This is a genomic window from Streptococcus sp. W151 (assembly GCF_053010205.1).
On sequence record NZ_JBRKNT010000001.1, the window covers coordinates 944,065 to 967,391 of the forward strand.

Sequence of the window (23,327 nt, forward strand, 5' to 3'; positions counted from 1 at the left end):
AGAGCCGAGCGCTCTGCTCGACTCTTTCATCCATTATAGGATATTTTCATATTCATCGCGGACAGATTGAGGCCAGACACTGGTTTGGACTTCACCGATATGTTTCTTACGAAGCAAGAACATGGCCAAACGAGATTGCCCGATTCCTCCACCAATTGTGAGCGGAAAGAGACCATTTAACAAGGCCTTGTGCCACTCTAATTGGAGACGATCTTGATCTCCTGTAATCGCAATTTGACGGCGAAGCGTTTCCTCATCGACACGGATCCCCATTGAAGACAACTCAAAGGCAGAACCTAGGACATCATTCCAGACGAGGATATCACCATTCAAGCCCTTATAGCCATTTTCAGATTCTGTTGTCCAGTCATCGTAGTCAGGTGCGCGTCCATCGTGTGGTTTGCCATCTGCAAGCTCTCCACCAATCCCGATCAAGAAGACAGCTCCGAATTCTTTGGCAATGGCATTTTCACGTTCTTTTGGTGTTAAGTCAGGATAGCGTTCCACCAACTCTTCTGTGTGAACGAAGGTAATTTGTTTTGGAAGAACTGATTCAATATCATAACGCGCTTCCACTGCTAGTTCTGTCAAACGAATCGCCTTGTAGATTTTTTCAACGGTTTCTTTGAGGTAGGCGATGTTGCGTTGACCATTTGGAATGACTTTTTCCCAGTCCCATTGGTCTACATAAACAGAGTGAATCGCGTCTAGTGAATCTTCATCTGGACGAAGGGCCTTCATATGGACAAAGAGGCCTTCGCCTTCGCCAAACCCAAAGCGGGCCAAGGTATGGCGTTTCCATTTTGCAAGTGAATGCACGACTTCATAGGTCTCATCAGGAATTTGAAGGACCTTTACAGATACTGGGTGTTCAATCCCAGAAAGATTATCCTGCATCCCATCTCCGACCTTGCTCAAAATTGGCCCTTGGACTTCAATGATGTCCAATTTATCTTTTAAATATTGTGTAAACGTCGTTTTAACAAACGAAATTTCTTTTTGTTGGTGTATAAAACTTTTTTTCATATAATCCCTCGTTGATAGAAGTTGTAAAACTGATTATACTCTTTTTTCACTCAAAATCCAAGTCTTTCCATCCCCTTATAACGGAATTTTTTTCTTGCAAAAGGATTTTATTTTTGATAAACTAGATGTAACTTTTAAAACGTTACATAGGAGGGGCGACATGTTTGATGCAAAAAAACTAAAAGAAAGACGCCTGGAAAAAGGCTTGACCCAAGCAGATGTCTACGAGGATCTCAAAATTTCTCGCAAGACTTACTCCAGTTGGGAGAATGGCTTAGCAGAGCCACACGAAAAAAATCTCAGGAGGTTGGCCAAGCGCCTCTCCGTTAAAGAGGACTACTTTGTTAACAAAGACTCCGCACTCTACACCTACCCTTTATTAACCCCACCTCATCAAAAGAAAGTCGACCAATTGGCCAGCCAGTTATTGGAACAGCAGCAAAAAGTTGTTTCCTTGACGGCTTATAAGGTTCTTTCGATTGAGCTAGCAGCTGGTTTAGGACATACATTTTATGATAACGAAACGGACTATGAAACCGTCTATTTTGACAAAGAGATTCAGCATGACTTCGCCTCTTGGGTATCTGGAAACTCGATGGAACCTCTCTACCCCAATGGCTCTGTTGCCCTCATGAAACAGACCGGTTTTGACTACGATGGGGCTGTCTACGCCCTCATCTGGAACGGGAAGACCTATATCAAGAAAGTCTATCGGGAGACTGAAGGCTTGCGCTTAGAATCCATCAACCCTGACTACGATGATTTATTTGCTCCTTACGAAGACGAGCCAAAAATCGTCGGCATTGTGGTCGGGCATTTTCTTCCGCTTGAGGTGTAAATATGCTATTTGATTATTCACGTGAGCCTCATTCTGATATTGCTTTTGTGGATATGAAAAGTTTTTATGCCAGCTGTGAGTGTGTACGTCTGGGCCTAAATCCCCTGACCACTTCTCTTTGCGTCATGAGCCGGAGCGACAATTCTGCTGGTCTGATTTTGGCCAGCTCTCCCGTTTTCAAACAGGTCTTTTGCAAGAAGAATGTGAGCCGGAGCTACGACCTGCCTTTTGATCTCAAGACCAGAAAATTCAATAGCTACGTCGCAAAAAAACAAGGATTTCCGACGGATCCAGACTTTATTGCATCCATTGAATCCTGGGCCAAGAGGACCCTGATTGTGCCACCACACATGAATGCCTACATTCAGGTCAATATGGAGATTCAGAAGGTTTTTCAGGAATTTGCGGCACCCGATGATATATTTCCTTACTCGATCGACGAAAGCTTTATCGATCTGACTTCTTCCTTAAATTATTTTATTCCAGATTCCTCCCTTTCGCGAAAGGAAAAACTGGACCTTCTTTCTGCCAGGATCCAAAAAAAAATCTGGCAGGAAACTGGAATCTATTCTACCATTGGCCTCAGCAACGCCAATCCTCTTCTTGCCAAGCTAGCCTTAGACAATGAAGCCAAGCATTGCCGAAATATGCGCTCCAACTGGTCTTACGAAGACGTAGAAAGCAAGGTCTGGAAACTGCCCCAGCTCACTGATTTTTGGGGCATTGGACGTCGCACTGAAAAACGATTGCAAGGGATCGGGATCACGTCGATTAAAGAACTGGCTCAGGCTCATCCCGATCTCTTAAAGAAAGAATTCGGAGTCATGGGACTTCAACTTTGGTTCCATGCTCATGGCATTGATGAAAGCAATGTCCACAAGCCTTATCGTCCGAAGTCACGAGGCATTGGCAATTCTCAAATCTTGCCCTATGACTACCACCTACAAACAGACATTGAACTGGTGTTTCGTGAGATGGCTGAACAGGTGGCTATCCGCTTGCGACGGAAAAAAAAGAAGACCCAGCTAGTCTCCATTCATGCCTCCTATTCCAAAATTGAGGGGCTTCCGTCCATTCATTGCCAGCAAAAGATTGAACCCACGCAATCCACCAAGGTTTTATCCGATACTGTTCTGCGGCTCTTTCGCTCCAAGTACGAAGGCGGAGCCATTCGGCAGATTGGTGTTTTTTATGGCGAACTTGTCGAGGAATCTCTCCAACTTTTTTCTCTCTTTGATGATCCAATAGCCCTAGAAAAAGAGGAAAAACTCCAGCAGACCATTGACCGCATTCGAGACCAATTTGGCTTTACCTCTCTTCAGAAAGGCTCCTCACTACTAGAAAACTCACGCGCCATTGCTCGTAGTAAACTAACTGGCGGACATTCCGCAGGAGGCTTAGATGGATTAACATGATCGACCGTTCTTATCTCCCTTATCAATCCGCACGCGAATTTCAAGACCGTGGCATGGCCAAATGGGCCGGCTTCTTTTTATCTGAGCACACAACTGCCCTGCATACCAAAGAAATCGACCGCAGTCAGCTTACGATTCTTCCTCTTTCTGAGCAGATCCAGCTCCTCGAGCAGGCCTTTCAACAACAAACGACGATCTCGATCACGACTCTAGAGGGGAATCAATTTGCAACCTACACAGGTTCGCTTCACACCTTATCTGCTTCTGAGCTTCTTCTCAAAAGCGATGGCCACTACCACCGCCTCCTTCTGACCTCTATCATTTTTATTGAAGATGAGGAAACACCGTATGAAACCTATTCAGACTAAACACGAATTACAATTTGATTATTTTTCAGAGAATTACCACCAATTTGAGACAGACTTTTACAAGTGGGCGGCTACTTCTACGCCGCTCGTCTTTTTAGAAGATGATATTCTCCACTCTATGGCAGCAGGCCAGCGAAATTATTTTCGTCTCCACCATGCTAAAAGTCGAGATCATCGAGACCACTATTTCTATTTTAAGGTTTCCACACTCTCCCAATCACCCCTGACCCGTATTTACGCTTACACAGGACATTTCTTACAAAAAAAGGATAGCTTTATCTGAGAAGCTATCCTTTTATTTAATTTTTAATTTCACTACAGTCCGTACAAGTGATTAGAATCCATCTACGTTGGTGTAGATTTTTTGTACGTCTTCATCGTCTTCAAGAACGCTGTAAAGTTTTTCAAAGGTTTCCAAATCTTCACCTGACAACTCAACTTCTGATTGAGGAATCATTTCCAATTCAGTTACTTGGAATTCTTCAACACCTGATTCACGTAAAGCAACGATCGCTTTGTGAAGATCAGTTGGAGCAGTGTAAACAGTGATGCTTCCTTCTTCTGCTTCAACATCATCTACATCCACATCTGCTTCAAGCAAAAGCTCAAAGATGGCATCCGCATCATCACCTGCAAAGACAATGACACCCTTGTTGTCAAAGAGGTAAGATACAGAACCAGAAGCTCCCATGTTACCGCCGTTTTTACCAAAAGCCGCACGGACATTGGCAGCTGTACGGTTAACGTTTGACGTCAAGGTATCAACGATCAACATGGAACCATTTGGTCCGAACCCTTCGTAACGTCCTTCTGTAAAGGTTTCGTCCGTGTTTCCTTTTGCCTTGTCGATCGCTTTATCAATCACGTGTTTTGGCACTTGCGCTTGTTTAGCACGGTCGATAACGAATTTCAAAGCAGTATTCAATTCTGGATCTGGTTCACCCTTTTTAGCAGCTACATAGATCTCAACACCAAATTTGGCATATACTTTTGAGTTAGCACCATCTTTGGCAGTTTTCTTGGCAACAATATTGGCCCATTTACGTCCCATGAGGATTCTCCTTAAATTTTTTCAAATTATTTTCAATCTTTTATATTATATCACAAATCATAAGACTTGGAAGATTTTTTTGCGCATCATCCTGGATGGAACTACTCTACCAAGCGTCTTTTATTCATCTCTTACTCTCACTGGCACCCGACCCCAGATCTGCTCTTGCAACTGGGAATGGCCTAGTTGATACACCTGATCCGCTTGCTGGCTCAAGGAATCCCAAGGTTCCTTACCAATCCGCGTTACCAAGTCCACTTGACCTTTTAGTGACTTGAGATGGGCCTGTCCTTTTTCAGTGAAACCCAAGACATGGATAGCGGTCGGCAAGATTTCTTCTCTCGCACCTACTAAAATATAAGTCAAAATGCGGCGGACACGAGCTTTGGTATAGCGCTTGGTTGCGACTTTCTCCACCAGATCTTCCACAGAGCTAGCGCTTCGAATCGCATCCTTTATCCGATTTGCTAGTTCTTCATTGACTTGAAAAATCTGTGTCAGCTCCGGATGGGTTAGGATTTGATAACGGAGCAGTTGGTCATAATCCTCCCAAGACACCTGAGAAGACGTCTGAAAGAGCTGGCTATTGGGCATAAATTTGTCAACAAAGTCCTGATCATCCTTGTGTAGGCGTAGACTAGTCGCAGAAGCGTAAGCCACCTCTTTTTCTTCTGAATGGTAACCCGCACCTTGACGTTGGATAGCCTTAAGCGCAATCCCTTTCCCAGCACAAGCCTTGGCATAGGCCAGCCCCAAGATATGATTGGGAGTATTCCCTGTAAACTCCACTCCAGCAAAGGTTTCCCACATTTTTTGGGTCTTCTGTGGATAGGATAAATCGTCAGGAAGGCTTCGCAAGAAAGCTTCCATTTCCACTTCTTTCTCAGAGTAAACAGTTGCAATCGCTTGGTAATCTATGACCTCTTCTGTCCCAAAGGTCAATTGGTCGATTCCCAGACGGGACAAGATCTCCACCGCTCCTTTGGCAAAATGATCCGCCGACTGAACAGACACGAGAAAGGGGAGCTCGACCACCAGGTCTGCTCCATTTTCCAAAGCCATCTGCGCCCGTGTCCACTTGTCTACAATGGCAGGCTCCCCACGTTGGACAAAATTCCCAGACATGGCAACGATTTTCAGCCCCTCTGCCTGTTCCAGCAGGTACTTGTGCCCATTGTGAAAAGGATTAAATTCTGCAATAATACCTGTAACTGTCATGCTATCCTACTTCTGTGCTACAAAAAACCATCGTTTGCTGGTCTTTGTTGGCTCCTTATCTTCAAAGTCCGCGTACAATTTGAAAGATTTAAAGCCAGCCTGCTCCAGCAAAATGTCATAGGTTAAAACTTCATAGGTCCGCTCCTCATGAACTTCATCATGCCGACTAAAGGAGCCATCCTCTTCTTGGACAAAGAAGGTCAGCTCATGGACAATCGAGTGAGGGGCCGCATCCTCATAGGTATCCCAGAGCATAGCAAAGTCTTCGGCATTCTCGTGGTAAGAATAGCCTGGGAAGACCTCATCCGTCTGGTAGGTCGAATGGACATCAAAAATAAAGACCCCGTCCTCATTGAGGGCATTATAGACTTCTTTAAAGACGTCTCCCACTTCCACCTCGTCCTGCATATAGCAGATGGAATCAGAGTAGCAGGTCACAAAATCGTATTTACCAGCCTTGGATAAGTCCAGCATATTGCCCTCGATAAATGCAATCTTCTGCTTGGCTGAAGCCGCTCTTCTTTCAGCAATTTTCAGCATGTCAGCACTCAGGTCTAAACCTGTTACGTCAAAGCCAGCTTGAGAAAAGCGAACAGACTGAATCCCTGTCCCACATGCCAATTCCAGTAATTTTTTCTTATCTTTTGTCTTTGGGAGATGGCGGAGGGAAAAATCCGTCCACAAATCATACAGGCTGTCATCCATGACCGCATCATAGACCGCCGCAAACGTTTCATAAGTCGCCATAAATCAAGATACAAAGAGCGTTAAAAGCAAAGAGAGAATTTTTCTCTTTCTCAAAGCTTTTATCTCGTGTTCAATTAAGAAAACAACCAAACACGAGGCCCATCCTTTCTATTCTAAAACAAGTCCGCCCGTAATCCGATAGAAAATTAGGAGCACGACGATGGAGCTAATCTCCAAGGAGAGCTATCTATTTTCCGAGGATTACAGGACGGGTTCAAATCCTTTCTAAGATACAAAGAGCCTTAAAAGCAAAGAGAAAATACGAAACTTTCTGCCGTATCGTCAGATACAAAGGAAGTTACTCTTTTTCTCACAGCTTTTAGCTCGTGTTCCGTTACCAAACTAACTTAACACGAGGCCCCATCCTTTCTTTCCATAGAATTTCAATTTAACCAACAAAACTCAGTTGCTACCAACTGAGTTTAGCTGCTTATGCTAGGGTTGCTGAAAGATCGACAGCATCTGCTTCGTGCCATAGTTTTTCTAGGTTATAGTGAGCACGCATTTCTTCTGAGAAGACATGGACTACCACACCACCTAAGTCAAGAAGGACCCAACCTCCTGCTGAGTCACCTTCGACGTGGCTGGCATTGCCACCAGCTTCAACGACTTTCTCGCGAATATTTTCAGCAATTGCTTCCAACTGACGGCTGTTCATAGAGCTTGCGATAACAAAGTAATCCGTCACACTGGTCAAGCTTTGAACATCCAAAGCCACAATTTCTTCTGCGCGTTTTTCATCGGCAGCTTTAACAACAAGTTCAAGTAATTCTTTTTCTTTCATTTAGTCCTCTTTCTTTAAAAAATTGATTTGTAATCTAAGACATCCGCAAAACGTTCTGCCCAAATATTTTCATAAAATTCATTGAGCATTTCTGCTGGGATGTCCTCTCCATCAAAGGTTGTGACAGCTCCTTCTGGAACGACCAGCTTATAGCCGTATTCAAATCCCACTTTGATGGATGTATCGACACAATATTCTGTCTGCATGCCACACAGGACCAGTTGTTCAATCCCTTGTTGATCCAAGTATTCTTTTAATCCTGTCTCTTTAAACATGCTATTGTATCGCTTCTGAAACACCTTTTCATTCTCCTGTCTATTCAACAGGGGCGATAACTGCCAATCTTTCGAAGTTAAAGCCTCTGGCGTTTCAATATGCTGTATGTAGATGATTTCAATCTGCTGTTTTCTAGCTCGATCTTGCAAATAAGTAATCTTCTCTAAGAGTTTTTCTGTCTCAAAACCTGTTTCTACGAGGATATTTTGTACATCAATAATGATTAAAGCTGTTTTCACTCACTGCTCCTCTTTCAAATACTTCACAAAGGCGTTATAGGTTTCAAGGGTTTGGGGATAAATCGGCAATCCTTGGTGAGCCAGGTGTTCGACTGTGCGAGCCGTCTCATAGGCCACAGCACGATCCAAAGAAACTTGAGCGATATCACGTGCTTGCTCTACCCCTGGAAAGGCCCTGTTGTGCTCAATGTAATCAGCCACATAGACAATCTTGTCTAAGGTTGACATCTGATCACTCCCCACGGTGTGAATCTCAATACTGCGAAGAATGGCTGGATCTGTCAGTCCGAGGTCTTCTTGGATCTTGTAAATCCCGACCATCCCATGCCAGACATTGTTGCCCCAGTTTTTTAATGCTGGATCCAGCTCATAGCGATCAATCAAGTCCAGAAATTCCTGATCTGATAATTTCTTGGCATAGTCATGTAACAAACCTGCTAGACCAGCCTGCTCTTCATCAGCTCCATAGCGTTTGGCCAAGTCACGCGCAGCCTTCTCAACCCCTAAACAGTGGGTTAGCCGATTTTCTGGCAGGATTTGACGCATTTTTTCAAGCAAGACCTCACGAGAAAAGCCTAGGTAGTTTTCATAGGTCATTGATACAATCCTTCTTTCTTGATGTAATCCAAGACTGGTTTTGGCAACATAAAATTCGGCGTCCGACCCTTGGCTACAAAATCACGCACCATACTAGAGGAGATATCCATTAGGGGAACATCCACCCATATCACCGGATAAGAAGTCCCTGCCTTATAGCGTGGTCGCTGTACTCCGACAAATTGCACAATCTCCACCAATTCATCAATACGATGCCATTTGGGTAAATAATCCACCATATCTGCACCAATAATGAAGTAATAGTCTGTGTCTGGATCGCGTTCATTGAGCAAGATCATGGTGTCATAGGTATAGGAAATCCCTTTGCGCTCGAGTTCAATCGTCTCGATCTCCAGACCTTCAATGCCTTCAATGGCTAATTCCAGCATCTTGAGACGATGGTGCTCTGCAATCGTTCCCTTGGCATCAACATGCGGTGGCTCATACTCAGGCATCAAGAGCACCTTATCTAACCCTAATTGTTGGCGCACTTGATCCGCAACGACCAAATGGGCATTGTGGACCGGATTGAAATTCCCACCCAAAATACCAACTTGTTTGCGTTTCTTGTCTTTGATCTCTGGCTCTAACTCTACCTTGGTAAAGGGAGTCAATAGTTCAATTGCCATAGGTTTGCTCTCCTCGATGTCTTAAATTTCTTTTACCTTCGCTGAAATTTTACGATTTTCTTTTTTGCTCGATTGTTTGAATAAGATGAGAATCCGACCAATCTTTTGGACAGTTTCCACACCGATTTCTTCTTCCAAGATTTCCGCTACTTCATGGATATTCTCATCTGTATTTTGAAGAAGGGTCACCTTGATCAGTTCGCGCGCATCTAGCGCTTGGCGCACACTGGTTTTGATTTGGTCATTGAGCCCATTTTTCCCGATTTGGATAATGGGTTTGAGGCTGTGGGCTTGGCTATTGAGAAAAGCCCGTTGTTTGGATGTTAATGTCATGTTTTTACTTCCTTATTTTTTGATCCTTATTTTAAGTGGTGGGGACGGCCGGAACTAATTTTTCAAAGATCTCATCTTTGAAAAATGGATTTCCTCACCTCAAAATTGAGCCTTGTCTCAATTTTGCCCTTGCCAATCGATCGATTGGCAACTACACCACGGCAATAACGATCTCTTTATGAGCTCACTTCGTTCGCTCTTCAATTTCATTCTATTTCATATTTTTAAATAATAGCTTTGCGGGTGACGACGGCGACGCCTTCTGGTGCCCACACAGCTACTTTTGCTTCCCCATTGACGCGGATCCAGCCGAGTCCAGAGATGACGAGGTCTGTCTTGTCCTTGATGGTAAACTCATGGGAAACCAAGGGGGGGAATTCTTCTTTTTCCTTGCTGTTCGGAGGTGTTAGTAAGCCTCCGACATGCTTATCATAAAAGGCCGTCGCTCCTTCGAGTTTGGTCCGATGAAGCTTGAGTTCGTTATCAAAGAAGGCGGTGAAACCTTGCTTTTCTCCCTTGATAAAGTCAAAGCGTCCCAGACCACCCAAGAAGAGGGTTTGCTCGGGGTTGAGCTGATAAGTCTTAGGCTTGATTTCCTTTTTAGGGCTGACATACTTGAGGTTTTTAGCCGTCAAGTAGTGAGCCATCTGGTGGCGATGGATAATTCCCGGTGTATCGTAGATGTAGGATCCATCATCCAGTGGGATTTCGATCTTGTCCAGAGTCGTTCCTGGGAAGCGAGAAGTTGTAATAATATCCTTATCGCCTGTGATTTCTTGGATAATCGCATTGATGAGGGTTGATTTCCCTACATTGGTCACACCCACCACATAAACATCACGGCCTTTGCGGTGTTGCTCAATCTTTTCCATCAAGTCCTTGATAGCACTCTTGTTTTGGGCAGAGGTGAGGACCACATCGACAGGACGCATGCCTTCTTCGTGGGCTCGCTCCATCAACCAATGGGTCACCTTGCTATCCTTGACAGACTTGGGCAAGATATCCTTTTTATTTCCAACCAAAAGCACATCATTTCCTGCTACAAAACGGGGTAAGCCAGGAATGACGGAGCCATTAAAGTCAAAAATATCGACTACATTGACCACAAGAGCATCACTATCTCCTACTTCGTGAAGCAATTTTAGGAAATCATCATCTGTCAGATGAACGTCTGTGATTTCATTGTAGTGACGGAGACGGAAACAGCGTTGGCAATAGACTTCGCCTGTTTCCAAGCCCTTTTCAAGAGCTGATTGGGGAGTATAGCCCAGTCCCTCTTTGTTTTCTGTCTGAATGGGCGCTCCACAGCCAATACAGAATAATTCTTCCATTCTTAAATTCCTTTTTTGTATACAATCGGACCATATTTTTCGGCCATTTGCTTCATAACACGGCGTTCACGCGCCCGGTTGATCTGCGTCTTGATCGAGTCATGCTCGACCAAAGGTTTAACCAAAATCGAACGAATACCCGCCCGATGAGCCGCCCGGATGTCGGTCATCAACTGATCACCCACCATGACCACTTCATTTTTTTCATAGTGGAAACGTTTGAGAGCTCGATCAATCCCAAAAGTAAAGGGCTTAAGCGACCACGCTTCATAGTCAATATCAAATTTCTCAACCGCACGCTTGACCCGTTTGGGACTATTATTGGACACCACGATAACCCGAATCCCCCCATCACGAAGGTCATGCAACCATTGGCGCATCTCGGGAGTCCCATCCGGATTATTCCAAGCAATCAAGGTGTTATCCAAATCCACAAGGACCGCCTTGATGCCCTGTTTTTTCAAGTCTGTAACGGTGAGATCATAGGCTGCTTCCACCGCAAAATCTGGTTTGTAATTTTCGATTGACACGTTTTTCTCCATTTTTTATACTCCTTTCATTGTAGCATAAAAAGACCCATTTTGCACTCGCTTCACGACTAAAACAACGACAGTCTCCTATCAGGTCAATTTCACTGCTCAAAAAATAGACAAAATCCTTACAAAGTTCCAAAAACATGGTATAGTAGAAGAAAAAGAACTCGGAATTTTTTATGAAACAAACAAGCTTAAAAGAGGTCTCTCCTCTTCTCCAGCGTATCATTAATTGGTCGTCCATCATTGGAGCTCTTGGGACCTTGGCCTTTTGTATCTGGGCCTACTTTGCTGGCATCCTTCAATCCAAGGAAACTTTGTCAGCTTTTATTCTCCAAGCAGGCATCTTTGGACCCCCTCTCTTTATCTTTCTTCAGATCCTTCAGACAGTAGTTCCTATTATTCCCGGCGCCCTAACTTCTGTAGCAGGTGTCTTCATCTACGGCCATATTATCGGGACCATTTATAACTACATCGGCATCGTGATCGGTTGTGCTATTATCTTCCATCTTGCGAGAATGTACGGGCCTAAGTTCGTCCAATCTATGGTCAGCCAGAAGACCTATGACAAATACATTGGCTGGCTCAATGAAGGCAAGCGGTTCGATCGCTTCTTTATCTTCATGATGATCTGGCCCGTTAGTCCTGCCGACTTCATCTGTATGCTAGCAGGTCTGACCAATATGACCTTCAAACGCTACATGACCATCATCATCCTCTGCAAACCCATCACCCTGGTCATCTACACCTACGGCCTGACCTATATCATCGATTATTTCTGGAAAATGGTTTAAAAAATAGAATTCTTAAGCTCTTCTCTTACAGAATCATACCAAAAAACACGGCATTCCGCCGTGTTTCTAGGTTTATTTCACCAACTTCTTCATCTCATCAATACGAGCTACTGTCGCATCGTATTTCGCTTGATAGTCAGCTTGTTTGTCGCGTTCTTTTTGGACGACTTCTGGTTTGGCATTGGCTACGAAGCGTTCGTTAGAGAGCTTCGTACCGACCATATCCAGTTCTTTTTGCCATTTGGCTAATTCTTTTTCAAGACGAGCCAATTCTTCTTCGACATTGAGAAGGTCTGCGAGTGGCAAGTAGATTTCTGCACCTGTGATGATGCTTGACATAACCAAGTCAGGTACTTCTACATCTGCTGCAATTTCCAAGTGTTCTGGGTTTGTGAAGCGTTTGATGTAGTTGACATTGTCATTGAAGAAGGCATCGAGCTTGCTGTCGCTTGTCTTGATCAAGATAGTGATTGGTTTACTTGGCGCTACGTTCACTTCTGCACGTGAGTTACGAACGGAGCGAATCACATCTTTAAGAGCTTCAACGCCGGCTGCTGCTTCTTCGTTTTCAAACTCTGGACGAACCACTGGGTATTCAGCAGTCACGATTGTTCCTTCAGAGATTTGACCGTAGATTTCCTCAGTCACGAATGGCATGATTGGGTGAAGGAGACGCAAGATTTGATCCAAGGTGTAAAGAAGAACCGAACGAGTGATGACTTTTTCGTCCTCATTGTCGCTGTATAGCACTTCCTTAGTCAACTCAACATACCAGTCCGCAAACTCATCCCAGATGAAGTTGTAGAGGATGTGACCAGCCACACCGAATTCAAACTTGTCAAAGTTTTCAGTAACTTTTCCAATAGTTTCGTTGAGGTTGTGGAGAATCCAACGGTCTGTCACGTTACCTGCTTGACTAGCAGCGACTTTAGCCACATTTTCACGCGCTACATCCAAGGTCAATCCTTCATTGTTCATAAGAATGTAACGAGAGATGTTCCAAATCTTGTTAATGAAGTTCCAAGACGCATCCATTTTCTCATAAGAGAAACGCACGTCTTGACCTGGTGCAGAACCATTTGAAAGGAACCAACGAAGGGCATCGGCACCGTATTTCTCAATAACATCCATTGGGTCAATCCCGTTGCCGAGTGATTTAGACATCTTACGTCCTTGCTCGTCACGAATCAAACCGTGGATAAGGACGTTTTGGAATGGTTGGCGACCTGTGAATTCCAATGATTGGAAGATCATACGAGATACCCAGAAGAAGATGATATCGTAACCTGTTACCAGGGTTGAAGTTGGGAAGTAACGTTTGAAGTCTTCTGAGTCGACATCAGGCCAACCCATGGTTGAGAATGGCCAAAGGGCAGAACTAAACCAAGTATCCAAGACGTCTTCATCCTGTTTCCATCCGTCGCCTTCTGGTGCTTCTTCACCAACGTACATTTCACCCTCAGCATTGTACCAGGCAGGGATTTGGTGACCCCACCAGAGCTGACGAGAAATAACCCAATCGTGGACATTTTCCATCCATTGGAGGAAGGTATCGTTGAAACGAGGTGGGTAGAATTCTACTTTGTCGTCTGTATCTTGGTTTGCGATAGCATTTTTAGCCAATTGGTCCATCTTCACGAACCATTGCGTAGACAAGCGTGGTTCAACCATAACTCCAGTACGCTCTGAGTGACCAACTGAGTGGGTCATCTTCTCAATCTTAACAAGCGCACCGATTTCTTCTAACTTCTTGATAACAGCCTTACGAGCTTCAAAGCGGTCCATGCCGTTGAATTCACCAGCCAATTCATTCATGGTACCATCATCGTTCATAACGTTCACTTGCGGAAGATTATGACGTTGACCAACCAAGAAGTCATTCGGGTCGTGGGCAGGAGTGATTTTCACCACACCAGTACCGAATTCAGGGTCTGCGTGTTCGTCCCCAACAATTGGGATTGGCTTGTTCAAGATTGGCAAGATAACATTTTTACCAATCAAATCTTTATAACGGTCATCATTTGGGTTAACCGCTACGGCTGTATCCCCAAACATGGTTTCAGGACGTGTTGTTGCCACTTCAAGGGCACGTGAACCGTCTTCCAACATGTAGTTCATGTGGTAGAAGGCACCTTCCACATCCTTGTGAATAACCTCGATATCAGAAAGGGCTGTACGAGCTTTTGGATCCCAGTTGATGATAAATTCACCACGGTAAATCCAGCCCTTCTTGTAAAGCTCTACAAAGACCTTACGAACGGCTTTTGACAACCCCTCGTCAAGGGTGAAACGCTCACGAGAATAGTCTACAGAGAGCCCCATCTTGCCCCATTGTTCCTTGATAGTCGTCGCATATTCGTCTTTCCATTCCCAGACTTTCTCAAGGAATTTTTCACGACCCAGGTCATAACGAGAGATGCCATCTTCAGCCAAACGCGCTTCTACTTTAGCCTGAGTCGCAATCCCAGCGTGGTCCATTCCTGGAAGCCAAAGTGTATCAAAACCTTGCATCCGTTTTTGACGGATGATGATATCCTGTAAAGTCGTATCCCAAGCGTGACCAAGGTGAAGTTTACCAGTTACGTTTGGTGGAGGAATAACGATTGAATAAGGCTTAGACTTTTGATCGCCAGAAGGCTTGAAAACATCCTCATCAAGCCATTTTTGGTAACGACCAGCCTCAACTTCGGCTGGATTGTATTTAGGTGAAAGTTCTTTAGACATGTGTGTGTCCTTTCTCTATTGTTTTCATTTTTTCTTGAATCTGCTTTGCAACTTCTTCTGCGGACAGATTCGTATTATCAATTTTAAGGTAGTGGTGAAGACCACTCGGTTGCTTTTGGGAATTAAGTTGATTCATTTTATCAGTCTCTAAAATCTCTCTTTCAGATACCTCAACATACCGTTTCAAGGGCTTATACTTCAACCGATTCTCCGTCCGATTTCGACGTAAGCGCTCCTCAAGAGACGTTTCTAATTCAACAAAAAGAATCTCTTGATGATACTCATTTAACAAATCTTGAATATTCTTCAAATACATCAGTTGGTATTGATTTGAAAAGTCAATTACGCCTGTTAAAATCACCGACCGATGATTCCTGGCGCTTGTTCCAAGAAAAGAAAAGTTAATTCCACGAACAAATTCCCACATTTCCTCTGTAAAATCTTGATAGATTTCGAGTGCGAAATCAATTGGTTGATGGTTGAAAAAGAGAGTCGCACCGGTGAGTTTCGAAAGTTCCTGACCAATGGTCATTTTCCCTGAAGCTGGAGCTCCAATGATGAAAACATGCATCAATCCACCTCCCACTCACTCTTCAGCAATCCATATATCAGACTGTCACAGCGGTTACCTTGAGCATCTTTGCGGTCTCGGATACGAGCTTCAAGGGTAAATCCTAATTTTTCCGCAACTCGTTGACTTTGGATATTGTAGCCAAAGCAAGACAATTCTATCTTATGAAGCCCCAGTTCTTTAAAAGCTAAATCAATCAAAGCATGCGCTGCTTCTGGTACATAACCTCGTCCCCAATAATCGGGGTGCAAGGTATAGCCAATCTCAAGTACATCATCTTCGTGGCGATGGTTGAAATCAACAGAGCCGACGATGTTATCGGTTCCTTTGACCACAATGCCATAACCATCTGGAAGATTATCCTTTTGATTGCGCTCTGGAAGGATATGTTCTAGGTAATAAATCTCATCTTCCAAGGTCTTGACGGGCGGAAAGCCCGCTGGATAAGAAACCTCTGGGAGACTAGCGTAGGCATAGATATCCTCAGCATCCGCCACTGTACGGACTCGCAGGACCAGACGTTCCGTCTCGATTCGTTCAGGTAGTTCTGCTCTGGTCATCTTTTTTTCTCGCTTTCTTGATAAAGCTTCCCATGGGGTCAACTCGATCATCTAGATAACGGTAAACACGCTGATGACCATCCCCCATAAAGTAAGTCGGCGCAAAACGATCATTTTTAAAATGACCTTTATCGTCCAAGAATTCCGGATCAGCCAGTCGGTCTAGAATCTTAGCAAAGATATGGCAGATGCCATCTTCCTCGATAATCCGATCCACCTGACAGTCCAATACAACTGGACAAGCCTTTAAAATCGGTGCCTGGGTCCGTTCAGAAATTTCATAGTCTAGTCCCAAGTGTTCCAACTTTTCTCGATGGCTGATAAATCCAGCCTGCTCCATCTCCAGCATGAAGTTTTCATCAGGAATATTCACGGTGAACTGTTGGTAATGCTTAATCTGATCTGCTGCATTTTCCTCAGCACCAACACCGATGACCAACCAATCTCCCAGACTATAAGAGGAGCTGCAGGTCGTGATGTTGTGCCCAAAGTTCTGGTCCTGATAACCCAAGATAAAGATAGGAAAACCATAGTAGAGTTTGCTGGTTTTGAAAGCTTGTTTCATAACAACCTCCTTTGGCTAATGGCATAAAACAAAAATCGCCCCTGCCATCAACCTGACAGGGACGAATGTGTTTTATCCGCGGTACCACCCAATTTCGGGCAGAGCCCGCAACTTTGTTTATTTCATTTTCATCCATTAGCAACTAGTTTTGACACATTTGTGGACTTCTCAGCACCGCCACTTTCTGTAAAATGTGGGATTCAAAACACCTCTAATAGGTTCATTTTAGCAAGTTTTCCTGGAAATAGCAAGAAATCATAAAAGCAATTATTTAAATTTAACGCCTAGTTCTTTCAATTTCTTGATGGTTGCTGGCCCAATTCCTTTAAGGGCCAACAACTCTTTTTCTGTCCAGTTTGCGAAGTCCGCAACAGAGCGAATACCTTCATCATAGAATGTTTGCGCACGATCAAGGGCTACACCTTCCAAGCTTGCAGCGAATTCTTCCACTGAAGAAGCTGCTTGTTTCACTTCTTTCGCCACTGCTTTTGTAGCTTTCTTAACTTTTTTAGGTGCTTCTTTAACAGCTGCAGTTACAGTTGCGACAGCTTTTTTCAAAAGATGTCTATTTTGATGTTTGTATTGTTTCGCACGGTTTACGTTCTTCTTTGCCATTTTTCCTCCTAAATTCAGTGATCAATTCCTAAGGCAACAAGGTTTCATCACCATAATTCCATTCAATAATCCGTTGATGTCAATTCAACTTTTTTATTGTATCACAATCCCTTAAAAAATCAAGTCATTGCTCAATTTTCAGGTAAATCTAGCCAGTAAAACGCCTTCAATAAGACTATTTTAATATTTTCTTTTACCAAAGAGGTCATCTGGTAAATCATGAAATCCTTTTCCAGCATGGAAATTTTCAAACTTCCCTTGCAAGAACTGATAGGCATCCAAACGGCTTTCATAGCGAATCATCGCGATTTTGGCTCGTTCATCCTGGTCTTCATCAAAAACCTTCTTACTTTCTTCGAGAGCCATTTCATTGATCATGACTTGGGTCTTGATCCACTCCTCAAACTCCTTCATAAACTCTGTTTCGTAACTCATCTTTACTCCATTCCTCTATAAAAATCCGTATCGATCTCCCGATAAGGTTGAATGTCCTGAACATATTCCAAGACACCTTGAAAGTCTCCCGCTTCATCACGCACTGCTGCATAGGTGACATGGACAAATTTCCCACGTGATTCGGATTTGAACCACATTTCATACTTGTCTTTTTTTCCTTCACGAAGCCCTTGCATGATGGCTTTGACCTTTTCCAAGTATTTGGGTGGATGACACAATTCGACATTGCGTCCTACCTGCGACGGCGTCCGTTTGAAAATCATCTCCTCAAAGGGCGCAGCATCGTTGTAATATTGGAAAATATCATCCTTATTGACAAAGGTGATCTCCATCGGTAACTGGTTCAAGATCAAATTTGCTTGCTCCACAGATAGAAAGCCATGCCCAAAAGCTTGTGGCTGCTGGCGATCGAAACTCTCTTCTTTTTTCTTAGGCGTGAAGGTAACGGTCAACTGCCCATCAGGAGTCTCAATGACCTGACGGTGCTCGCTTCCATTTGAAGAAGGAAGGACTTCACCTAAATCTTCTGTCTCTGTTGCTCCTTCTTCCTTGAAGTCCACGCGTTTTGGTACCCACTTTTCACTTGGGAGAATAATGGCATAACCATAAGCATCACTTTCTTCTGCAATGGAAAGCCAATCATCCTGGGTAAAGGCCTCCAGTAAAATCATCAAGAGGATGGACTCTTCCTTGAAAATCATAGCCTCAAACTCTTGCGCAAAGGCTTCAAAGCGCTTTTTAACTTCTGAAATGGCAGAATCAGGCAGGGCTTTGGCCACATCCAGAGTTTTCGTAAAGAGGTCTCGAATCTGGTCATCTACTCCCCACATGACTTTCGGAGGAGAATCATGGCCGTATTTTTCCATAATTGGAAACATCAGTTCTTCCTTACGGCGGTAATGCCGATCAAATTGACCCACCAAGCCAAGCTGACGCAAGAGGCCTTTGTGAATCTCCTGGATCATCTCAGGATCCTCAGTCGTCTCATAGTTATCCAGCAAGCGACGGACCCGCATCATAGCGGCCCGAAGGGCTAGGTTCTCCTGTTTAAAGATCTGAACCGGATGACCTGGATGGTCAGTATCTGCCACTTCGACCCCTTGTACAGCGTTCTTAAAGAGATTGGCATGGACATCACAAAGCTCCATAACATCTTCAAACGTCACACCTGCATCTGAATTCATCAGTTCATGCTCCATGAGAGAGATTTCAATCGCAGAAACCCCTGCAAAAGTCGCATCAAAGCGCTCTTGGACCGACTCAGGAGAGGCTCCATGATGCAGGTCTAATAAGATGTCTCTCAAGACATGAATTCGTTCATCGCTCATTAGTCTAACCCCACTACTTCATAGCCATTAGCTTCTAGCGTTCGCACAATCTTCTCCATGGGGGTACCTTCTAATTTTGATCCTTGTTTCAAGGAAACCTTGCGCCCAACTGTATTGCGCATGATGGGGTTGGCTAAAGGTTTAAAGCCCAACTCCACCAACAAGTCCAATACTTCCGGATGTTGATCAATGACTTGAGCCACTGGAATCGATACATCAATGACATTGTCCATTTTCCTATTTCCTTTACTCATTTCGTTCATTTTCACTTCTTCACTAACTTCACGACAGCCTCTGTCCTTGCCGTATGTGGAAACATGTCCACTGATTGAATGTATTCAACCCGATAAACCTTTGTCAAAGCTACCAAATCCCTTGACAAAGTCGATACATTACAAGAGACATAGACCATCTTTTCAGGTGCATACTGCAATAAGGTCTCGATCAATTTTGTACCCAAGCCCGTACGGGGTGGATCCACGATCACAGCATTAGCTCGATAGCCTTCTTTGTACCAACGAGGAATAATTTCCTCAGCCGTCCCAGCTTCATAATGGGTATTCTCAAATCCCATCCGTTGAGCATTGTATTTGGCATCTTCAATCGCTTCAGGAATGATATCCATCCCCCGAACACTTTTCACTCTATTAGCAAAAGCAAACCCAATCGTTCCAACCCCACAGTAGGCATCAATTAGATGATCCTCCGGCGAAACATCCAAAGCCTTGACTGCTTCACTATACAACACTTGAGTCTGCTCCGGATTCAACTGGTAAAAGGCTCGAGGAGACAGGGAAAATTCATAATCCAAAACACCTTCCAAAATGGCCTCTTCTCCCCAAATAATCTGCGTTTGTTCGCCATAGATTTCACTGGAGCGAGACGTATTTTTATTAACAGCAACGGTGACAATCTCAGGGTGTTTCTTAACCAAGCCTTCCACTAAATCCTTTAAATTAATCTGGCGACTGGTGACCACAATGATCTGAACCTGACCAGACTTCCGAGCACGTCGAACCATCATAGTTCTGACACCCAGTTCTTTACGCTCATCAGCAATCGGAATCTGATAGTAAGTCAATAAATCGGCAAGATCATTGGCAATCGCTTGAATAACCGGATCTTGGACCAAACAATCTTTTAATTCTACCAAATAATGTGAATTTTGAGCATAAAGCCCCGCCTTCACCTGGCCCTTGAATTTCCTTGTTTGAAATTGCAATTTGGCCCGATAGTAAAGAGGCTCCTGCATTCCGATTGTTGGCCGAATGTCATACTGTTCAAAGCCTTCAGGTGAGAACTTTTTCAAGGCTTGTTGCAATAAATCTGTCTTAAACTCCAGCTGCTTGTCATACTTCAAATGCATGATTTGACAGCCCCCACAGGTCTCATAGATATCACACATGGGTGTCACCCGATACTTAGACGCCTTATTCACAGATAGGAGTTTGGCTTCCGCAAAATTTTTCTTAACACTTGTAATTTGGCAGAAGATATCTTCTCCCTTCAAAGCACCAGGCACAAAGACAAGTGTTTTTTTATAAAAGCCAATTCCTTCTCCGTTAATTCCCATTCGTTTAATTTTCAAAGGAATTTTTTGTTTTACTTTAACGTTCATATCCCTATCTTAACACATTTTTCGGTATAATAAAAACATGAAAATTACAAAACTAGAAAAGAAAAAAAGACTCTACCTTCTTGAATTAGACAATGATCAAAAACTTTACATCACAGAAGATACCATCGTCAAATATTTTCTTTCCAAAGAGAAAGAAATCAGTGAAGAAGAGCTAAAAGAAATCCAAGAGTTTGCACAATACTCCTATGGTAAAAACCTGGCCCTTTACCATCTTTCCTTTAAAGGTCGAACAACAAAAGAAGTCCGAGACTACCTTACAAAATATGAGATTGATAGTGAGATTATTGATAAAGTTGTCCAACACCTAAAAGAAGAAAAGTGGTTAGATGATCGTCAATATGCCAGAAACCTGATAGAGGCCAACCTCCTCTGTGGCGATAAAGGCCCTGTCTTATTACAACAAAAAATTCAACAAAAAGGGGTCCCAAAATCTATCCTTCAAGAAATTCTTGCTGACTATGATTTTACAGAAGTTATCACCCGTACCGCAATAAAACTCCAAAAGAAATACCAAGGAAAATACCCATTAAAAGCCATTGAAACGAAAATCATCCAAGGACTCATTTCAAAAGGTTTTGCATACAACCAAGCAAAGAGTGCATTTCAAAATCTTGAACTAGAAGCAGATGAAGAAACAACCAATGAGCTCATCCTAAAAGAGTTAGAAAAACAATACCGTAAATACAGTAAAAAATATGAGGGCTATGACCTAAAACAACGTTTAACTCAAGCACTAGCCAGAAAAGGGTACGATTATAATGATATAACATCAGCCATTAGAGAATTTTTAGATTCATAACTTCCCATTCAAAGATCAAATTGAAAATAAAATAGAAAAATAAGAAAAAAATTAAAAAAATATGTTACAATATAGAGGATATACTTAGATTGTAGAAAGTTGGTAAGTTATGAAACTACCTAAAGAAGGCGACTTTATTACAATTCAAAGTTATAAACATGATGGCAGTTTACACCGTACATGGCGTGACACCATGGTATTAAAGATAACCGAAAATGCAATTATTGGAGTAAATGATCATACACTTGTTACTGAAAGTGATGGTAGACGTTGGATTACACGTGAACCAGCGATCGTATATTTCCATAAAAAATATTGGTTTAACATCATCGCCATGATCCGTGACAATGGTGTGTCTTACTACTGTAACCTAGCAAGTCCTTTTCACATCGACCAAGAGGCCTTAAAATATATCGACTATGATCTCGATGTCAAGGTTTTTACAAATGGTGAAAAGAAATTGTTAGATGTTGAAGAATATGAGCAACATAAAGAAAAAATGCACTATTCAGATGACATTGACTATATTTTAAAAGAAAATGTAAAAATACTAGTAGATTGGATAAACCAAAACAAAGGTCCTTTTTCAGAGGAATATATCAAAATATGGTATAACCGTTATGTTGAACTGCGAAATAAATAAAGTTGGAAAGAGCGCAAGCTCTTTTTTCTTGTAAATTATAAAAAAAAAGTCTAATGACATCATTAGACTCTTTTAATATACTATCGGGAAGACAGGATTCGAACCTGCGACACCTTGGTCCCAAACCAAGTACTCTACCAAGCTGAGCTACTTCCCGATCTAAAGCTTACGCTTTATGCACCCTAGAGGAGTCGAACCTCTAACCGCCTGATTCGTAGTCAGGTACTCTATCCAGTTGAGCTAAGGGTGCTCTTTCCTATTTAATTCTTACATAGCCTTGCGACCATGCACCCTAGAGGAGTCGAACCTCTAACCGCCTGATTCGTAGTCAGGTACTCTATCCAGTTGAGCTAAGGGTGCTTCTTTCAACCTTTATCTATGCCGAGGACCGGAATCGAACCGGTACGATCGTTACCAATCGCAGGATTTTAAGTCCTGTGCGTCTGCCAGTTCCGCCACCCCGGCCTCCTCAAGCGAACGACGGGATTCGAACCCGCGACCCCCACCTTGGCAAGGTGGTGTTCTACCACTGAACTACGTTCGCATCGCTTTCTTTATATAAAAAAATGCCGGCTACATGACTTGAACACGCGACCCTCTGATTACAAATCAGATGCTCTACCAACTGAGCTAAGCCGGCTCATTATTATTCTTCTATGCGGGTTAAGGGACTTGAACCCCCACGCCGTAAAGCGCCAGATCCTAAATCTGGTGCGTCTGCCAATTCCGCCAAACCCGCAAAATATGACCCGTACTGGGCTCGAACCAGTGACCCATTGATTAAAAGTCAATTGCTCTACCAACTGAGCTAACGAGTCTTAAAATAATTTTCATTATCTTAACGGTCCCGACGGGAATCGAACCCGCGATCTTCGCCGTGACAGGGCGACGTGATAACCGCTACACTACGGGACCTATGGGAGTTAACGGGATCGAACCGCTGACCCTCTGCTTGTAAGGCAGATGCTCTCCCAGCTGAGCTAAACTCCCATATGGTCGTCTAGCTCACTGGTTCCCTGTCGTGCACTGACTCTTGTCAGTTTCGACAAAGTCGAACTTACGTTCTCCTTAGCTGAGCTAAACTCCCAAATGAGCCTAGAATTAACTAGGCTCAATCTCTTGCTAAGCGACTACCTTATCTCACAGGGGGCAACCCCCAACTACTTCCGGCGTTCTAGGGCTTAACTGCTGTGTTCGGCATGGGTACAGGTGTATCTCCTAGGCTATCGTCACTTAACTCTGAATGTT

Annotated in this window: 27 protein-coding genes, 10 tRNA genes and 1 rRNA gene; 7 read left to right on the top strand and 31 right to left on the bottom strand. The window is 43.4% G+C overall.

The genetic code is table 11. The annotated features are described in order from the left end of the window. Positions 1 to 33: 33 nt before the first annotated feature. Positions 34 to 1,026 (bottom strand): aspartate--ammonia ligase, encoded by a 993-nt coding sequence (gene asnA, locus ACVC7Q_RS04575; protein ID WP_049514189.1) that lies wholly within the window; start codon positions 1,024 to 1,026, stop codon positions 34 to 36. Positions 1,027 to 1,186: 160 nt separating this feature from the next. Here asnA and ACVC7Q_RS04580 point away from each other — a divergent pair, with 160 nt between their 5' ends. Genes ACVC7Q_RS04580 through ACVC7Q_RS04595 form a run of 4 tightly spaced genes read left to right on the top strand, consistent with a single transcriptional unit; the run spans position 1,187 to position 3,930 of the window. Continuing rightward, a complete protein-coding gene (locus tag ACVC7Q_RS04580; protein ID WP_214260147.1) occupies positions 1,187 to 1,864 on the top strand; it encodes a helix-turn-helix domain-containing protein in 678 nt (225 codons plus the stop codon). Positions 1,865 to 1,866: 2 nt separating this feature from the next. Next, positions 1,867 to 3,279: a Y-family DNA polymerase gene (locus tag ACVC7Q_RS04585; protein WP_447265006.1), complete on the top strand. Its 1,413-nt coding sequence runs from the start codon at positions 1,867 to 1,869 to the stop codon at positions 3,277 to 3,279. Continuing rightward, positions 3,276 to 3,647 carry a hypothetical protein gene (locus ACVC7Q_RS04590; protein ID WP_447265007.1) on the top strand — a complete coding sequence of 124 codons (372 nt, stop codon included), beginning with the start codon at positions 3,276 to 3,278 and terminating at the stop codon, positions 3,645 to 3,647. Before ACVC7Q_RS04585 ends, ACVC7Q_RS04590 begins: the two co-directional genes overlap by 4 nt. Further along, positions 3,628 to 3,930, top strand: coding sequence for a DUF5960 family protein (locus tag ACVC7Q_RS04595; protein ID WP_447265008.1), 303 nt, complete (start codon positions 3,628 to 3,630; stop codon positions 3,928 to 3,930). The genes ACVC7Q_RS04590 and ACVC7Q_RS04595 overlap by 20 nt, the downstream gene beginning before the upstream one ends. A 51-nt stretch (positions 3,931 to 3,981) precedes the next feature. Here ACVC7Q_RS04595 and ACVC7Q_RS04600 read toward each other — a convergent pair whose 3' ends face one another. The 10 genes from ACVC7Q_RS04600 to ACVC7Q_RS04645 form a co-directional block, all read right to left on the bottom strand. Further along, on the bottom strand, positions 3,982 to 4,698 hold the full coding sequence (locus ACVC7Q_RS04600; protein ID WP_049514178.1) for a YebC/PmpR family DNA-binding transcriptional regulator: 717 nt from the start codon (positions 4,696 to 4,698) through the stop codon (positions 3,982 to 3,984). A gap of 120 nt (positions 4,699 to 4,818) precedes the next feature. Continuing rightward, the gene (locus tag ACVC7Q_RS04605; protein WP_447265009.1) at positions 4,819 to 5,916 is read right to left on the bottom strand and encodes a nucleotidyltransferase; all 1,098 of its coding nucleotides are present in this window, start codon (positions 5,914 to 5,916) and stop codon (positions 4,819 to 4,821) included. 6 nt (positions 5,917 to 5,922) lie between these two features. After that, positions 5,923 to 6,663 carry a class I SAM-dependent DNA methyltransferase gene (locus ACVC7Q_RS04610; protein ID WP_447265010.1) on the bottom strand — a complete coding sequence of 247 codons (741 nt, stop codon included), beginning with the start codon at positions 6,661 to 6,663 and terminating at the stop codon, positions 5,923 to 5,925. A 430-nt stretch (positions 6,664 to 7,093) separates the two neighbouring features. Next, on the bottom strand, positions 7,094 to 7,447 hold the full coding sequence (gene rsfS, locus ACVC7Q_RS04615) for a ribosome silencing factor (RefSeq protein ID WP_447265011.1): 354 nt from the start codon (positions 7,445 to 7,447) through the stop codon (positions 7,094 to 7,096). A gap of 14 nt (positions 7,448 to 7,461) precedes the next feature. Then, positions 7,462 to 7,962 (bottom strand): cysteine hydrolase family protein, encoded by a 501-nt coding sequence (locus ACVC7Q_RS04620; RefSeq protein WP_447265012.1) that lies wholly within the window; start codon positions 7,960 to 7,962, stop codon positions 7,462 to 7,464. After that, on the bottom strand, positions 7,963 to 8,559 hold the full coding sequence (yqeK, locus tag ACVC7Q_RS04625; RefSeq protein WP_447265013.1) for a bis(5'-nucleosyl)-tetraphosphatase (symmetrical) YqeK: 597 nt from the start codon (positions 8,557 to 8,559) through the stop codon (positions 7,963 to 7,965). Continuing rightward, positions 8,556 to 9,188 carry a nicotinate-nucleotide adenylyltransferase gene (locus tag ACVC7Q_RS04630; RefSeq protein WP_009732363.1) on the bottom strand — a complete coding sequence of 211 codons (633 nt, stop codon included), beginning with the start codon at positions 9,186 to 9,188 and terminating at the stop codon, positions 8,556 to 8,558. Before ACVC7Q_RS04630 ends, yqeK begins: the two co-directional genes overlap by 4 nt. Positions 9,189 to 9,209: 21 nt before the next feature. Then, on the bottom strand, positions 9,210 to 9,521 hold the full coding sequence (gene yhbY / locus ACVC7Q_RS04635) for a ribosome assembly RNA-binding protein YhbY (RefSeq protein WP_003005853.1): 312 nt from the start codon (positions 9,519 to 9,521) through the stop codon (positions 9,210 to 9,212). 224 nt (positions 9,522 to 9,745) lie between these two features. Next, a complete protein-coding gene (gene yqeH, locus ACVC7Q_RS04640) occupies positions 9,746 to 10,852 on the bottom strand; it encodes a ribosome biogenesis GTPase YqeH (RefSeq protein WP_049514162.1) in 1,107 nt (368 codons plus the stop codon). 2 nt (positions 10,853 to 10,854) lie between these two features. Continuing rightward, positions 10,855 to 11,382 carry a YqeG family HAD IIIA-type phosphatase gene (locus tag ACVC7Q_RS04645; RefSeq protein WP_118095844.1) on the bottom strand — a complete coding sequence of 176 codons (528 nt, stop codon included), beginning with the start codon at positions 11,380 to 11,382 and terminating at the stop codon, positions 10,855 to 10,857. A gap of 182 nt (positions 11,383 to 11,564) precedes the next feature. Between ACVC7Q_RS04645 and ACVC7Q_RS04650 the strand changes: the two genes are divergently transcribed. Continuing rightward, positions 11,565 to 12,179 carry a TVP38/TMEM64 family protein gene (locus ACVC7Q_RS04650; protein WP_009732361.1) on the top strand — a complete coding sequence of 205 codons (615 nt, stop codon included), beginning with the start codon at positions 11,565 to 11,567 and terminating at the stop codon, positions 12,177 to 12,179. A 72-nt stretch (positions 12,180 to 12,251) separates the two neighbouring features. Here ACVC7Q_RS04650 and ACVC7Q_RS04655 read toward each other — a convergent pair whose 3' ends face one another. From ACVC7Q_RS04655 to rlmD, 9 genes are all read right to left on the bottom strand, one after another. Further along, a complete protein-coding gene (locus tag ACVC7Q_RS04655) occupies positions 12,252 to 14,903 on the bottom strand; it encodes a valine--tRNA ligase (protein WP_447265014.1) in 2,652 nt (883 codons plus the stop codon). Then, a complete protein-coding gene (locus tag ACVC7Q_RS04660; RefSeq protein WP_104020713.1) occupies positions 14,896 to 15,474 on the bottom strand; it encodes an AAA family ATPase in 579 nt (192 codons plus the stop codon). The genes ACVC7Q_RS04655 and ACVC7Q_RS04660 overlap by 8 nt, the downstream gene beginning before the upstream one ends. Then, positions 15,474 to 16,034: a GNAT family N-acetyltransferase gene (locus ACVC7Q_RS04665; protein WP_447265015.1), complete on the bottom strand. Its 561-nt coding sequence runs from the start codon at positions 16,032 to 16,034 to the stop codon at positions 15,474 to 15,476. The genes ACVC7Q_RS04660 and ACVC7Q_RS04665 overlap by 1 nt, the downstream gene beginning before the upstream one ends. Then, on the bottom strand, positions 16,012 to 16,599 hold the full coding sequence (locus ACVC7Q_RS04670) for a flavin reductase family protein (protein WP_447265016.1): 588 nt from the start codon (positions 16,597 to 16,599) through the stop codon (positions 16,012 to 16,014). Before ACVC7Q_RS04670 ends, ACVC7Q_RS04665 begins: the two co-directional genes overlap by 23 nt. 267 nt (positions 16,600 to 16,866) lie before the next feature. Continuing rightward, the gene (locus ACVC7Q_RS04675) at positions 16,867 to 17,214 is read right to left on the bottom strand and encodes a helix-hairpin-helix domain-containing protein (RefSeq protein ID WP_447265017.1); all 348 of its coding nucleotides are present in this window, start codon (positions 17,212 to 17,214) and stop codon (positions 16,867 to 16,869) included. Positions 17,215 to 17,394: 180 nt separating this feature from the next. Then, positions 17,395 to 17,649, bottom strand: coding sequence for a DUF1912 family protein (locus tag ACVC7Q_RS04680; RefSeq protein ID WP_195623312.1), 255 nt, complete (start codon positions 17,647 to 17,649; stop codon positions 17,395 to 17,397). 2 nt (positions 17,650 to 17,651) lie between these two features. Beyond that, positions 17,652 to 18,998 (bottom strand): DUF438 domain-containing protein, encoded by a 1,347-nt coding sequence (locus tag ACVC7Q_RS04685; protein ID WP_447265018.1) that lies wholly within the window; start codon positions 18,996 to 18,998, stop codon positions 17,652 to 17,654. Further along, positions 18,998 to 19,231: a DUF1858 domain-containing protein gene (locus ACVC7Q_RS04690; RefSeq protein WP_003005810.1), complete on the bottom strand. Its 234-nt coding sequence runs from the start codon at positions 19,229 to 19,231 to the stop codon at positions 18,998 to 19,000. The genes ACVC7Q_RS04685 and ACVC7Q_RS04690 overlap by 1 nt, the downstream gene beginning before the upstream one ends. A 32-nt stretch (positions 19,232 to 19,263) precedes the next feature. Next, positions 19,264 to 20,616: a 23S rRNA (uracil(1939)-C(5))-methyltransferase RlmD gene (gene rlmD / locus ACVC7Q_RS04695; RefSeq protein WP_447265019.1), complete on the bottom strand. Its 1,353-nt coding sequence runs from the start codon at positions 20,614 to 20,616 to the stop codon at positions 19,264 to 19,266. A gap of 37 nt (positions 20,617 to 20,653) precedes the next feature. Between rlmD and recX the strand changes: the two genes are divergently transcribed. Both recX and ntdP read left to right on the top strand, forming a co-directional pair. Further along, entirely contained in the window at positions 20,654 to 21,436 is a 783-nt protein-coding gene (gene recX, locus ACVC7Q_RS04700; protein ID WP_447265020.1) for a recombination regulator RecX, read from the top strand. 109 nt (positions 21,437 to 21,545) lie between these two features. Further along, positions 21,546 to 22,079 carry a nucleoside tri-diphosphate phosphatase gene (ntdP, locus tag ACVC7Q_RS04705; protein WP_447265021.1) on the top strand — a complete coding sequence of 178 codons (534 nt, stop codon included), beginning with the start codon at positions 21,546 to 21,548 and terminating at the stop codon, positions 22,077 to 22,079. Between the two features lie 83 nt (positions 22,080 to 22,162). Here ntdP and ACVC7Q_RS04710 read toward each other — a convergent pair. The 11 genes from ACVC7Q_RS04710 to rrf all read right to left on the bottom strand — a co-directional run bounded on the left by ACVC7Q_RS04710 (position 22,163) and on the right by rrf (position 23,316). After that, a tRNA-Pro gene (locus ACVC7Q_RS04710) sits at positions 22,163 to 22,236 on the bottom strand. 19 nt (positions 22,237 to 22,255) lie between these two features. Beyond that, positions 22,256 to 22,329 (bottom strand) — tRNA-Arg (locus ACVC7Q_RS04715). A 36-nt stretch (positions 22,330 to 22,365) separates the two neighbouring features. Continuing rightward, a tRNA-Arg gene (locus ACVC7Q_RS04720) sits at positions 22,366 to 22,439 on the bottom strand. Between the two features lie 19 nt (positions 22,440 to 22,458). Then, positions 22,459 to 22,544, bottom strand: a tRNA-Leu gene (locus tag ACVC7Q_RS04725). A gap of 7 nt (positions 22,545 to 22,551) precedes the next feature. After that, positions 22,552 to 22,623: transfer RNA gene (locus tag ACVC7Q_RS04730), tRNA-Gly, on the bottom strand. A gap of 23 nt (positions 22,624 to 22,646) precedes the next feature. Beyond that, positions 22,647 to 22,719: transfer RNA gene (locus tag ACVC7Q_RS04735), tRNA-Thr, on the bottom strand. A 17-nt stretch (positions 22,720 to 22,736) separates the two neighbouring features. Then, positions 22,737 to 22,818 (bottom strand) — tRNA-Leu (locus tag ACVC7Q_RS04740). A 6-nt stretch (positions 22,819 to 22,824) separates the two neighbouring features. Continuing rightward, positions 22,825 to 22,897 (bottom strand) — tRNA-Lys (locus tag ACVC7Q_RS04745). Between the two features lie 24 nt (positions 22,898 to 22,921). After that, positions 22,922 to 22,994, bottom strand: a tRNA-Asp gene (locus tag ACVC7Q_RS04750). Positions 22,995 to 22,996: 2 nt separating this feature from the next. After that, positions 22,997 to 23,069 (bottom strand) — tRNA-Val (locus ACVC7Q_RS04755). Positions 23,070 to 23,200: 131 nt separating this feature from the next. Continuing rightward, positions 23,201 to 23,316: ribosomal RNA gene (gene rrf / locus ACVC7Q_RS04760) — 5S ribosomal RNA — on the bottom strand. Positions 23,317 to 23,327: the final 11 nt, after the last annotated feature.